Source organism: Roseovarius halophilus (ex Wu et al. 2025), from assembly GCF_047086965.1.
On the sequence record NZ_JBKOTX010000160.1, the window covers coordinates 1 to 12,688 of the forward strand.

13 protein-coding genes, 1 tRNA gene and 2 pseudogenes are annotated in these 12,688 nt (G+C 67.2%); 3 read left to right on the forward strand and 13 right to left on the reverse strand.

What is annotated here, in order from left to right:
* Window positions 1-30 precede the first annotated feature (30 nt).
* The 3 genes and pseudogenes from ACH107_RS24145 to ACH107_RS24155 form a co-directional block, all read left to right on the forward strand.
* Window positions 31-417, forward strand: a pseudogene (locus tag ACH107_RS24145) (single-stranded-DNA-specific exonuclease RecJ); the annotation flags it as partial.
* A 114-nt stretch (window positions 418-531) separates the two neighbouring features.
* Window positions 532-606 (forward strand) — tRNA-Glu (locus tag ACH107_RS24150).
* A 232-nt stretch (window positions 607-838) separates the two neighbouring features.
* Entirely contained in the window at window positions 839-1,678 is an 840-nt protein-coding gene (locus ACH107_RS24155) for a hypothetical protein (RefSeq protein ID WP_412508036.1), read from the forward strand.
* A gap of 37 nt (window positions 1,679-1,715) precedes the next feature.
* Here the strand turns inward: ACH107_RS24155 and ACH107_RS24160 are convergent, their stop codons facing one another.
* The 13 genes and pseudogenes from ACH107_RS24160 to ACH107_RS24220 all read right to left on the reverse strand — a co-directional run.
* Window positions 1,716-2,615 (reverse strand): methylenetetrahydrofolate reductase, encoded by a 900-nt coding sequence (locus tag ACH107_RS24160; protein ID WP_412508037.1) that lies wholly within the window; start codon window positions 2,613-2,615, stop codon window positions 1,716-1,718.
* A gap of 3 nt (window positions 2,616-2,618) precedes the next feature.
* Window positions 2,619-3,938: a glycine cleavage T C-terminal barrel domain-containing protein gene (locus ACH107_RS24165; protein WP_412508039.1), complete on the reverse strand. Its 1,320-nt coding sequence runs from the start codon at window positions 3,936-3,938 to the stop codon at window positions 2,619-2,621.
* 244 nt (window positions 3,939-4,182) lie between these two features.
* Window positions 4,183-4,359: a hypothetical protein gene (locus ACH107_RS24170; RefSeq protein WP_412508041.1), complete on the reverse strand. Its 177-nt coding sequence runs from the start codon at window positions 4,357-4,359 to the stop codon at window positions 4,183-4,185.
* 14 nt (window positions 4,360-4,373) lie between these two features.
* Window positions 4,374-4,688, reverse strand: coding sequence for a hypothetical protein (locus ACH107_RS24175; RefSeq protein ID WP_412508042.1), 315 nt, complete (start codon window positions 4,686-4,688; stop codon window positions 4,374-4,376).
* Window positions 4,678-4,950: a hypothetical protein gene (locus ACH107_RS24180; RefSeq protein ID WP_412508043.1), complete on the reverse strand. Its 273-nt coding sequence runs from the start codon at window positions 4,948-4,950 to the stop codon at window positions 4,678-4,680. The genes ACH107_RS24175 and ACH107_RS24180 overlap by 11 nt, the downstream gene beginning before the upstream one ends.
* Before the next feature lie 122 nt (window positions 4,951-5,072).
* Entirely contained in the window at window positions 5,073-5,537 is a 465-nt protein-coding gene (locus ACH107_RS24185) for a YbhB/YbcL family Raf kinase inhibitor-like protein (protein ID WP_412508045.1), read from the reverse strand.
* Window positions 5,538-5,739: 202 nt separating this feature from the next.
* Window positions 5,740-7,773: a CocE/NonD family hydrolase gene (locus tag ACH107_RS24190; RefSeq protein ID WP_412508046.1), complete on the reverse strand. Its 2,034-nt coding sequence runs from the start codon at window positions 7,771-7,773 to the stop codon at window positions 5,740-5,742.
* Complete coding sequence (locus ACH107_RS24195; RefSeq protein WP_412508047.1) at window positions 7,770-9,113, reverse strand: ATP-grasp domain-containing protein; 1,344 nt, start codon at window positions 9,111-9,113, stop codon at window positions 7,770-7,772. Before ACH107_RS24195 ends, ACH107_RS24190 begins: the two co-directional genes overlap by 4 nt.
* Before the next feature lie 216 nt (window positions 9,114-9,329).
* Window positions 9,330-9,503, reverse strand: a complete 174-nt coding sequence (locus ACH107_RS24200) for a hypothetical protein (RefSeq protein WP_412508048.1) — start codon at window positions 9,501-9,503, stop codon at window positions 9,330-9,332.
* Window positions 9,497-9,643, reverse strand: a complete 147-nt coding sequence (locus tag ACH107_RS24205) for a hypothetical protein (RefSeq protein WP_412508050.1) — start codon at window positions 9,641-9,643, stop codon at window positions 9,497-9,499. The genes ACH107_RS24200 and ACH107_RS24205 overlap by 7 nt, the downstream gene beginning before the upstream one ends.
* Window positions 9,644-9,752: 109 nt before the next feature.
* Window positions 9,753-10,637 carry a 2-oxo acid dehydrogenase subunit E2 gene (locus ACH107_RS24210; RefSeq protein ID WP_412508052.1) on the reverse strand — a complete coding sequence of 295 codons (885 nt, stop codon included), beginning with the start codon at window positions 10,635-10,637 and terminating at the stop codon, window positions 9,753-9,755.
* Between the two features lie 11 nt (window positions 10,638-10,648).
* Window positions 10,649-12,079: an NAD-dependent succinate-semialdehyde dehydrogenase gene (locus tag ACH107_RS24215; RefSeq protein ID WP_412508054.1), complete on the reverse strand. Its 1,431-nt coding sequence runs from the start codon at window positions 12,077-12,079 to the stop codon at window positions 10,649-10,651.
* A 15-nt stretch (window positions 12,080-12,094) separates the two neighbouring features.
* Window positions 12,095-12,688: pseudogene (locus ACH107_RS24220) on the reverse strand (pyruvate dehydrogenase); the annotation flags it as partial.

Here is a 12,688-nt window from a genome sequence, read left to right on the forward strand (position 1 = left end):
CGGTTTGGGTGATAAGGTCAGTGGTAGCCGCGGCAGGGCGCGGGCACGGCCGGGCCGGCGGACCTGCAACTGGACGGAATGCTGATGCCGCAGGCGGCCAGCGTCGAGCTCGTGGAACGGATCGAGACCGCCGGCCCCTTTGGCGCCGGCGCCCCGGCGCCGCGCTATGCCTTCCCCGGCATGGCCGTGCGCCATGCCCGCCGGGTGGGCGAAAGCCACCTGAAACTGCGACTCGGCGACGGCACGGGCGGCGATCTGGACGCCATCGCCTTCGGCGCCGTCGACGGCCCGCTGGGCCCGGCGCTGGAACGCCATGGCGGCGCGCGGTTCCACCTTGCCGGCCGGTTGGAAATCAACAGTTGGGGCGGCCGGCAAACGGTGCAGTTGCGGCTCGAGGATGCCGCGCCCGCGGGCTGACAAGCTCACATCGCGCCCGCGCCCGGCCGCGCGTGCCCGCAAGGCGATTTTTTTGAAAAATGCCTCTTGCGCCCCGCGCCCGTTTTGCCTAGGACACGCCTCACACCACGGCTTGGCCCGTTCGTCTATCGGTTAGGACGCCAGGTTTTCAACCTGGAAAGAGGGGTTCGATTCCCCTACGGGCTGCCATTTATCCTTGCAAGTTATTGATTTTGCAGCGGAAATTCAGAAGGCTGGATTTCTATACATTCTCCAATGCAAGCGCACAGACAAGCTGAAATCCCCGTGAACGTTCACGAAGACGTGACCGTATATCGCACCCTGCGAAGTCGGGTGCTGTCCTGCGTCGTTCGTGAAACGCCCCAAAAACACGTTATCCGTGATAAGGCCGCGGCATTGAGTCGCTAAAGAGGATAAGGGCTTGGACGGAAATTCTGTGGTTGTATTGGTGTTGGCGCTTGCGTCAATCGTGTCGTTGGCCGGGGTGATCTACCCATTCAAGCCGTTCAAGAGCCGTTGGGTTGCCTTGGCGTCCTTCGTCAGTTGCTTCGTTCTTATCGGCGTGACCGGGCCATCGCCGGAAACTGCGGACACCGCCGCACCGGAAGGTGATGAACGGCTTTGGGTCACGTCCGAACGCTTGAACCGCCGCACATGCCCGTCGGAAAGCTGCGGTGTAGTTGGGCGACTGTTCTTCCGCGAAGGCGTGACCGTGCATGAAGAACGCGACGGTTGGGCGCGGATTTCGCAGCCCTATGACGCGTCGTGCGTCGGCGGTCGCAACGAATACGTCGATACCGGCGACGCAGCCTGCGACGATACAAACGGCATTGTTGACGGTCAGTTCGCCGAATGGGTGTCGATGGAACACCTATCGGAAACGCGCCCGCCCGATCAGGCTGCGGATGCGTCGGGGATTGAAGAATTGGTGGCCGGGTCCGACGACTTCGCGCGATACCGAGCCGCGTTCGCAGAAGCGGCCCAATCGCTGATCGCGCAGCGCCAATGCACCGAACGCGACTTCCGCGACATGGGCGGTTGGGTGAAGTCTTCCAGCCATCGCAACCAACCTGTCTATTTCACCTACTGCGGCGGTGCGACAGTAGCCAACCGGCTGTATTTGAACGCAGATACGGGCGAGATATTCAGGCAAACATGCCCCGGTCGCGTCGGTGCAGGCGAACCGGGGCTGGTTGTCCCATGGCACATAGGGATGGTTTGTCAGGGGTGTTCGCACAGCCCGGCGACGGTTGCCCTCTGATCGGCGGGAAGTACCCACAGGCGCGCCGCGGGCGGACTCAGGCATGTCCAAGAAGCCGCGCGACGGCCAGCGACAGGGGCCATCTGTTCATCGAGTAGACATGCAGGGCGGGGGCGCCGTAGGCGATCAACCGCCGTGCCTGCTCGACGGTTGCCGCCGCGGCGAGGTGCGGCATGAGCTCGGGCGTGTCCGTGCCCGCCGCGAAAAGCCGGTCCAGCCAGTCGGGGATACGCGTGCCGTTCGATCGGGCAAAGCCCCGCAACCGCGTCCAGCCCTCCAGCGGCATCAGCCCGGGAATGATCGGCGCGTCGATCCCGTGACGCGCGCAGGCCTCGATGAAACGGCCATAGGCGGCCGGGTCCAGCACGAACTGGCAATAGGCCCGGCTCGCGCCGGCATCGAGCTTTTCCTTGAGATGGTCGATATCCTCCGAAAGCGTCTCGGCCGCTGGGTGTTTCTCCGGGTAGGCGGCGACGGAGAGTTCGAAGGGATGGCGGGCGGCCAGCGCGGCAACCACGTCCGAGGCATGGTCGAAGCCCGGGGGGAGCGGGCCCGCCGACCCGCGCGGGCGGTCGCCGCGCAGGGCCAGGACACGCGTTATGCCCGCTGTCCAGAACCCGTCGGCGGCCTCCAGTACTTGTGCTTCGCTCAGGCCGAGCGCCGTCAGGTGCGCGGTCACCGGGCGCCCGCTGCGGCGGGCCACCTCGACGGCGGTGTCATGGGTACCCGTGCGCGTCGTGCCACCCGCGCCCATCGTCACCGAGAACCCGTCCCCGGCAACCGGGGCCAGACGATCGACGGTTTCGTTGAGGTTTTCGCGGCGCGTCTCCGTCTGGGGTGGAAACAGTTCGAAACTCAGCGGCACGGCGCCACCGTCCGCCTCGAAGAGCTGCCGGAGCAGCGCCTCTGTTGGTTGGGACCCCGGCTCAGGCTGCATCGCTCAGGGGGCCCAGTCACGCCCCGCGGCGCGCGCGCGCTCCCGCGCACTGGGCGTGCTGGAGGGCAGGAAAGGCATTCCGATCACCTTGGCATCCACGGGCTTTCCGGTTTCCTCGGCGTACATGTCGGGCAGTTCGACCATGAAGCGCGTCCCGTGGTCGCTCATGTCCCACGGCACGTAGCCCAGGGCGATGTTTTGACCCAGTTCGGGCGACCACCACGGCGAGGTGACATAGCCCACCCGCTCGGCCTCCGGGGTGGTGATCAGCCAGAAATCCGGGGCGTAATCCGTGACGGGCGCGCCGCCCATCACCAGCCCGACCAGCTTCAGCCGGAACGGCGGATGCCCGGCATCCATCGCGGCGCGCTGTGCCTCGAGCGCCGCCCGGCCGATATAGTCGGCACTTTTCTCGCGCGGAACCTGGTAGCCCAGATTGACCTGGAACGGCGAGGTCTCGATGTCCATGTCCTGCCCCCATGACAGGATGCCCGCGGCAATCCGGCGGTGATGCGCGGGCGCGATCACCCGCAGACCGTACCGCGCGCCCTGTCCGCGCAGGGCGTACCAGATCGCCTCGGCTGTCAGCGACGCGTCGCGGACGTAGATCTCGTATCCCTTCTCGCCCGAGAAGCCTGTCCGGCTGACCAGGACGGGACAGCCCGCCAGTTCCGTTTCCATCAGCCCGTAATAGGGGATCTCGCGAATCTCCGCGCCGAAGAGATCGCCCATGAATTCCTCGGACAGGGGCCCTTGCACCTGCAGCGGGGCGACGTCCAGTTCCGCGATGTCGACATCGAAGCCCAGCCCCACATTGACACCCTGCAACCACAAGAGCAGGTCGCTGTCGGAGGCGGAGAACCAGAATTCGTCCTTGGCGAGCCGCAGCAGGACCGGGTCGTTCACGATCCCGCCCTTTTGGTTGCACAGGATCGCGTACTTGCCGCGCATGGGGGCGATGCGCGCGGCATCGCGGGTGATGACACGGTTGACGAAGGCCTCGGCCTCTGTCCCGTAGACCCGGATTTGCCGCTCCACCGCGACGTTCCAGAGTGTCACGCGGTTCATCAGGGCGTCGTATTCGGCCATCGCGCCGCCGTCCTCGGGCTTGATGTAGCCGCGCGGGTGATACATCCTGTTGTAGACGGTGGCCCGCCAGCACCCGGCCTCGACCGACAGATGCCAGAAGGGCGACTTGCGCACCCGGGTCGAGATCAGCATCTGCACCGGGGTCGGCCCCGTCTGGCGCAGGTTGCGCGGGATCAGCCGGTCGGACTGATCGACGCCGGGAACGTTCGGATGCGCACGGTTTTCAGTCTTCATGCCGGGGTTCCTGTGCCTGCCTGCGTAACGGCTGGATGTGAAAAGGGCCGGAACGCCGTTGTCGGCCGCGGGCGTGTGGCGCAAGTTCATGCATGTTGCCGCTCCTCCCGTCGAGAGCCGCGTTCATCCGCGGCGTCATGGTGATGATAGCCGGTGATCGCCCGCCTGTAGTTGATACAAGTCAATGCAGGGCGCGGGGCCGCCGTTGGGCAGCATGCCCATGAGCGTTCGAACTGACCCGTTTTCAGCGTTGAAATTTCCCCCGCCCTGGGTGATCCCGGCCCCAAGCGGGCCGCCTTCGTGTCGCGCGTTCCTTGGGGGCTTTGGCGAAGATCAGGATGCCCGCGTTCGCGATGCCGCTCATCACGGTGCGGCAAAGCCGGATCGCCAGCGCGGTGGTGCCCGAGATTTCACCGATCACGTTGACGGGACTCATCAGCGGTGAGGGGCTGGCATAACCGCGCAGGCAGCCCGGCACGCAAGGGGCCAGCGTCGTGGTCGTGGACAACGATCCCGTGGGCGGTCGGACAACGGCACCACCGCGACCATCCTGCACAACGCGATGAACAGGAAAAGCGTGCCGATGGACGGCAGGTAGGGACCCGCGTCGTGCTCGCTCACTTGCCGGGTCTGCGCACGGATCGTCTCGACGACCGCTTTTCCGGAATTCTGCGCGCGTGTCAGGTCGCCGCTTTCCGACAGGCGCAGGCCGACGCTCGGCGCGGCCGGCGGCGATGTGTCACTCGCCATTGCTACCGCTTTCCTTGTCGACCCAGCACCCCGCGATCACACGCGCGCCGCGAGTCCCGGCAATATCGGGACCGCCACGGCCCAACCTGTCAGCCCGAACGGCCCGGGGCCGACACACGGGCCGCACCGCGCGGCCCTGCACGTTGGTGACCTGCATTTCGCGGCAGGTCTCCCCGGCCTCCCGGCTCCGCTCCCCAATGGCGCAGAAAAGGCTCACGCCCTCGGACTCGGCCATGCTGTTGTGGATGATCCCGGTGATCAACGCGGTCTTTCTCGCGCCTGCGCCGCCTGAACAGCCCGGCCGTGCCGCCGTGTTCGATGAGCGACAGCCGGGGCCGCCGGGGTTTGCATGGCCTGTTTCCTTTGGCCCATGCCGGCCCCCGTTCAGTCGCGACCGTAAAACCCGATCAGTTCGGTGAACTCGATCACGTGGGGCGCGGCCAGCCGGATGAGCTCCTCGCAGGTTGCCCCGGACCCGGCCGAGACGATGCGATCATCAAGGGCGCTCAGCCGGAAATGATAGGCATGGGGCGCGGCGCCACGGGGCGGGCACGGGCCGCCATATCCCGGCTTGCCGAAATCGTTCACCGCCTGCCGGAATCCCGGCTCGAGCGTTTCGGGCCCGAAACCCGAGCGGAGGAACTGCCAATCCGGCGGGATGCCGTAGGCGGCCCAGTGGTGGAACAGCCCACCGGGCGCGTCCGGGTCGTCGCAGACGATGAGCAATTCCCTGGCGGCCTCCGGGACACCGCTCCAGCGCAGCGCGGGCGAGACGTTCTGGCCGTCGCAGGTGAAACGCTCGGGTATCGTTTCGCCCGGGTTGAAATCGGGACTGGTGAGCATGAGCATCGCGGGCCTCCCCTTGCCGGAACCACGGCCGATTGCACACCGGCGCGGACCGTGCGTCATTGACTTGGGTCAAGCCCGCTCCCCGGGCGAGCCCTTAGCAGCAAATGCGGTTTAATCTGGCCTTCCCCGCGCGGAACAAGGCCGAAGGCCGCCGCGCATCGCCGGGCCGGGGCGGCTCTGAGGGCCTCTGCGACGGTCGCGCCTAGATGAACCCCCGTTCGACAGAGACATTCCACGTCTTGCAGAATACGCGCTCCCCGTTTTCGAAGGCGTCGAGGTCGGCGGAGATGTGGAATTCATCCGGTGTCGATGTCAGCACGGTGCGGGTCCGGGTCCGGACGTCCCAATCGCCGCGGCGCAGCCCCCGGACCAGCCGTGTTTCGCCCCGTGGCGACAGGAAATCGTCCCCCTGCGAGGAATAGTATTCGAAGGCGCGGTTTTCGACATCGAGGTCGATCTCCTCCAGGTGCCGGATGCCGTTGTCGTTGATGACCTCCAGCGTCGAGACGTCATCGGCCAGGTCGCGGTGTACCAGCCAGTTGTGATGCCCCGTCTCGACGATACGTCGTGGCGTCGGCGCGGCGCCTTCGGGGTCGCCGAAGGTCCGAAGCGCCTGATCCGCGGCACGCGGCCCGCGCACCGGCAATTCCAGGGCGCTTTCCCGGGGGTGGATGGTCAGGCAGGCCGGCTCGGGCGGAGGCCAGGCCAAGGGCCAGTACGACGTCGAGATGGACAGCCGCAGCCGGTGCCCGGCAGGCAGGGACTGCGCGATGTCATTCATCTTCACCCGCACCGTGTAGCGTGTGCCGGGCTCCAGCGGTGCGGGCCTGCGGCGCGAGTCCCGGTGCGTCAGGTTGAGCATGCCGTAGGTGACGCGGGTCGCCTTGCCATCCGGGGCGACGTCCGACAGGCGAACGGCGACCATCGCCAGCGGCCTGTCGCTGGACAGCGTGAGGTCCACGCGGACCATCCCGAGGATTTCGAGCGGCGCTTCCAGCGGGGCGGAGTCGAACAGCAGCGCGCCGCCATCCTCCTGCCGCTGGTCATGGGCCAGATCCGGCCCGGCGGCATAGGAACACCACTTCCCGGCGAAAAGCCCGAGCGTCAGCGGCGACCGGATCGGCAAGGCGGCGTCGTCCGGCGCGCGCTGTCCCTCGGGCAGGATGACACCCGGGGCAAGCCCGTGCCGCCACCGCCCCACGTTGGACGACGGCCACGCGGGCTCAGCCACCCACCGGCCCGGCTTGTGCGCGTATTGCGGGCTGGGCGGCACGCTGTCCTGCATCCAGACCCGCAGCATCGGTTCGTCCATCACGCCGCTGTCGATGTCCTTGAGGCACCAATCCCACCAGCGCACCGCCTCCTGCAGAAAGCCGATGGCCGGGCCCGGCACCCCGATATGGGGGTACTTGTGGCTCCATGGCCCGATCAGGCCCTTGCGCGGCACGTCCAGGTTCGCCAGCAGACGGAACACCGCGTTCGAATACCCGTCCGCCCAGCCGCTGACGGCAAAGACAGGGCATCGCACGGCGCCGTAATCCTCGCAGATCGACCCGTGTCGCCAGTACGCGTCCCGCCGCTGGTGGCGCAGCCACGTCTCCAGCCACAGGCCACTGCCCTCCAGCCGTTCGGTCCATTGGTCGCGCCAGCGCTCGCCCACCACCTGCGGATCGGGCGGCAGCGAATTGTAAGAGAACATCACCGAGGCCCATGACAGGTTGTCGCCCAGCAGGCAGCCGCCCATGTGGTGGATGTCATCGGCATAGCGGTCATCGGTGGAACAGGCGGTGATGATGCCCGCCAGCGCCGGCGGTTGCAGGGCGGCGATCTGCAAGCCGTTGAACCCGCCCCACGAAATGCCGATCATGCCGACCTTGCCGCTGCACCACGGCTGCGCGGCCAGCCAGTCGATCACATCGCAGCCATCCCGCAGTTCCTGGTCGAGGTATTCGTCACGCAACACGCCGTCCGAGTCGCCGCTGCCCCGCAGGTCGACGCGGATACAGGCATACCCGTGGCCCGCCATGTAGGGGTGCATGACGGCGTCCCGCGGGCGCGTGGAATCGCGACGCCGGTAGGGGATGTATTCCAGCACCGCCGGGACGGGGTCGTCCTCGGCATCCTCGGGCAGCCAGATACGCGCGGCCAGCCGCGCCCCGTCACGCATGGGGATCCAGACGGTTTCGATATCCCTCACAGGGCGGGGGAAGGTGTCGCGCACGGCCGGCCCCGTCATCGCGGCGCCTCCGCGACGCGGATATCAAGCGCCTCGAGCAAGTACCGGAAGTCGTCATGCAGCGCCTCACGGCTTTGCGCGCCCATGAAGATCGCGCCCAGCTCGTGGCTGTACTGGTCATGGTGGTGGCCGTCACCCAGCCGCATCCCCTGCGCCACGTGCAACTGGATCTCGGTGCCGGGATAGAGCGCCTCCAGCGCCTTGATTTCCGCATCGGAGGGCGCGTGGGTCACGATCTCGTCGTCCGAGTGGCCGTAAAGGCGGGGCATGAACTTGGCCGCATAGCGGAACTCACCCTGCCGGGCGGGGTAGTCGGGCTTGCGCCCGAGCGCCACGTCCAGCATCACCTCCTTGTGCGGCACGCCCTCGACCTTGTCGAAAAGCGGGCTGTGCGACTTGGAGATCCGCGTGTTGATCTCGAGCAGGGACAAGCTGTCACCGCCGGCGTGATAAAAGAATTCCATGTTGAAGGGCGTATCGTCCAGCCCGATCTGCGCCAGTACCGTGGCGGCCGAGGCCCGCATCCGCGCCTTTACCGGCTCAGGCAGCGACGACGGGTATTCGTACCGTTCAAGGCTGGACCGGTTCGGCCCGCGGATCGAATCCACGATGCCGTAAACCTGCGTCTCGCCGTTGAAGACATAACCCTCCAGCGTGCATTGCCGACCGACCGAGATGATTTCCTCGGCGATGCACGTCGCGGCCCCTGCCCGGGCGATTTCCTCGGGCAGGTCCGCATGACCCATCAACACCTCCAGCGGCTCGGCGAACCGGTGGATGCCCGCGCGCGTCTTGCCCAGCGCATGTTCGTAATCCGCCCTGTCGTCCACCCGGAAGCCCAGCAGCGAGGAATGCGCCGTCACCGGCTTGAGCCAGAAGGGATACGCCAGCGGCGGCCTGTCCGGATCGGCCGCATGGGGATCAACCAGTTCGAAGCGCGGCAACTGCTCGGGCAGCACCTTGGCCTGTTCGATCCGGCTCCAGTACTTGTGCTGGCAGCGCAGGACGCTTTCGAGGCTGGGGCCGCGCAGGCCGCGTTCGCGGCGCAGGATCGGCAGCATGAGGATTGACGGAAAATCCCAGTATCCCACGATCGCGTCGACCGACCCGTCGAAATCGCGCAGGATGCGACGGCCCTTGTCGAGAAGCGCAACCATGTCGAAGCGCTCTGCAAAGCATATTTCGCGCCTGTCGTAGAGGCTGTGGAACACGTAGTCATCGGCATGGCGCACGTTCTGCAACAGGCGCAGGTTGAACGGGTCGAGACCCGCGACAAAGATGTTCTTCTTGCGATGTACCACGCCGTGAAACCCGTCTTGGATGCGCCCGAAGGCCCGCATGGGCGCCGCCGCCAGAAGATCCGATTCGCGGCACTGGCGTAATTAACCCGGGGCAAGGTCCCCCGGTGTTTTTACCGGCCCATATCAACGCGGGGTACCGCGCCCGACCATCCTGACGGGCACTACGCCCTGTGAATGACCCGGCCGCACAGGCGCACCGTCTTATCCGAGATCAAGCCAGCCCCCCGTTTCGGCCAAGCATCGGCCACATGCCTGTCAAAGGTCGCTCAACGTGCCCGGCGCACGCTCGGCGGCGAAGGCGACCGTTTCGGAAACGGCCGGATGCACCTCCAGCCCGGGGTGCAGCACGGCAACGGCCCCGGGCGCGATCTGGCCGGACAGTTCGATCACCGTCACGGCCGAGCCCAGCGCGGCATGGACCGTCACCATTTCAGGGCCTGTGATGCCCCGTCCACGACCGCAAGGCGCTGCGGTATTTCACGCCGTTCGAGCGCGGCGGCCGAACCCCAGATGCGGTTCTCCTCGGGCCAGCCGGGCAGTTGCAGGGGCGACGAGCCCACCGCGATCACGGCCTGTTCGGGAGTCCGGTTCTCACCGTCGATATCATGGCTGTCGGCCCCGGTGACCGTTGTCCTGCCAAGGTCAGATCAGCGGATTTGCCGGCCATGGCCATCCCGGTCAGATCATCAGCCGGCGCGGGTCGGCAACCAGCCGCGCGTAATGCGTGGTGAAGCGCGCCGCGTCCGCGCCGTTGATCACCCGGTGATCATAGCTGAGGTCCAGCGGCACCATCGGGACAGGCTGGAAGGCGTCGCCATCCCAGACCGGGACCGTCTCGGTCCGGGTCAGCCCGAGGATCGCGACCTCGGGCGGATTGACGATGGGCGTGAAGGCCGTGCCGCCGATCCCGCCGAGATTGGTGATGGTCATCGAGGCGCCGCCCAGCTCGTCAGGATTGATCTTGCGCGACTGCGCGCGCGCCGCCAGATCGCCAATCTCGGAGGCGACGGCCCACAATCCCTTTTGATCGGCGTCGCGGATCACCGGAACCATAAGGCCATGCGCCGTGTCGATGGCGATGCCCACATGCACGTAATCCTTGAGCACGAGTGTCTTGCCATCGGGTGACAGGGACGCGTTGAACCGCGGGAATTCACGCAGGCACCGTGCGAGCGCGGCCACGTGGAACGCCAGCGCCGTCAGCTTGACCCCGCGTGCCTGCGATTCCGCCTTCAGGTCGCGGCGCATGGCCTCGATGGCGCTCACGTCGGCGCGGTCGTGATGTGTCACCGCCGGGATGAGCGCCTGCGCCGCGGCGAGGTTCGCGGCGGCGACCTGTGCGAAACGGCTCATCGGTTCTTCTGTCACGGGGCCGTACTGCGCGTGGTCGACATCCCAGTAGGAGGTGTCACCGGCCGGCCCGGACGCGGCCGGCGCCGGTCCGCCCTCGACGTCCTCCCGCGCGATTGTCGTGCGGCCAAGGTCGCGTGCCAGCTTTTCGAGATCGACACCCTTTTGCCGGGCCAGCGCCCGGACCGAGGGCGGCGCTATGATATCGGTCATGGTCACCCCCCTTACCAGCTGGCCGAGATGTACTGGGTTTCCATGAATTCCAGCATCCCCTCGTGTCCGCCCTCGCGGCCAAGGCCCGACTGCTTGGTGCCGCCGAACGGCGCGGCCGGGTCGCTGACCAGGCCGCGATTGAGGCCGACCATGCCGTAATCGAGACGCTCGCAGACCTGAAGCGCGCGTTTGAAATCCTCGCTGAAGACATAGGCGACAAGGCCGTATTCGGTGTCGTTGGCGCGCGTGATCACATCGTGCTGATCGCTGAACGTCTGGATCGCGGCGACGGGGCCGAAGATCTCGTCATGCACGCAATCGGCATCGGCCGACACGTTGGACAGGACGGTGGGCGGATAAAAGAACCCCGTGCCGTCCGGGGTGTCGCCGCCGCATTCCACCTTGGCCCCCTTGGCCACGGCATCGGCCACGAACGCGGCCACCTTGTCGCGCGTCTCGGCATTGACCAGTGGGCCCACGTCGACGGAGGGATCGGTACCGTCGCCCACCTTGAGCGCCGCCATGCGCTCGGCCAGACGACGTGTGAATTCCCCGGCGACGCTTTCATGCACGTAGATGCGGTTGGCCGCGGTGCAGGCCTCGCCCAGATTGCGCATCTTGGCCAGCATGGTGCCCTCGATGGCGGTGTCCATGGCCGCATCATCGAAAACGATGCATGGCGCGTTGCCGCCCAGCTCCATCGCCGGTTTCAAAACCTGATCGGCGGCGGAATGCAGCAGCTTGCGGCCCACGCCCGTGGAGCCGGTAAAGCTGACCACGCGCACGCGCGGGTCGTGGAGCATGTGATCCACCAGCGCGCCCGTCCGCTTGGAGGGCAGCACGTTGACCAGCCCCTTGGGCACGCCGGCCTCTTCCAGAAGCGGCATCAGTGCCAGCATGGTCAGCGGCGTTTCCGAGGCGGGTTTTATGACGACGCCGCAGCCTGCCGCCAGCGCCGGCGCGATCTTGCGGGTGCCCATGGCCGCCGGGTAGTTCCACGGCGTCACGAGCACCGCCAGCCCCGCCGGCTTGTGCTGCACCATGATCCGGGCGCCGCTGGCCGGGGCCTGCGTGATCAGCCCGTCGGCGCGCACGGCTTCCTCGGCGAACCAGCGGAAGAACTCGGCGGCATAGCCGGCCTCGCCACGGGCATCGACGCCCGCCTTGCCGTTCTCCAGCGTGATCATGTGCGCGAAATCGTCCAGCCGCGCGGTCATCAACTCCCACGCCTTGCGCAGCACCTCGGAACGTTCGCGGGGCGTGCAGGCGGCCCAGTCGGCCATCGCCGCCTCGGCGGCGTCGAGCGCCGCAGAGGCGTCGGCGATCTCGGCCGATGCCACGGAGGCAAGCACCTCCTCGGTGGCGGGGTTGAGCACGTCGAAGCGCGCGTCCGACGCGCCCTTGCGCCATTCGCCGTCGATGTAAAGATCGGTATGGTCCATGTCCATCTCCTGAACTCAGAGCAGGTGGCGGAGCGGCTGCTCCATCCGGCCCGCGAAATTGGAAAGAAGTGTCAGCGCCGCCGGGGCGCTGAGGTGCCCGGCCGCGCATTCGAGGGTGAGCGTCAGCCCCTCACCGGCGGCCACGACGCTGAGCACCGGCACGTCCTCGGCCCCCAGCCGGACACTGGCCAGACGCGTGAAGCGCAGGTCCCGCACCGTCAGATCGGCGATCGCGCCCTCGTCCGCCTGCCCGACGTCCCCGAGCCTGACACCGGAAGCCTGGTAGAGCCGCGTCGCGCCAAACGCCTCCACGGCGACCGTCATGGTGCCCTGTGCCGCGCTAGCCGCGGCAAGCCCCGCCAGCAGGGCCTCGCGGTCCGTCAGGCCGATTTCATGCGCGGCCCAGCGGGCAAAGCGGTCGAAACCGTCGACGGGCACGTCGGCCGTCAGGTGGCGCGTGGCGCCCGCCGGCGTGGCGGATGGCGCGCGCTGTTCCGGCAGGGCGGCCAGCGCCTCGAGATCCTTGGCGTGATAGGGTTGCGGGTGCCCCGCCTCGACCAGCCTCGCAAGGTCCAGCCCCCGCTCCATCGCCAGACGGCGCGCCTTGGG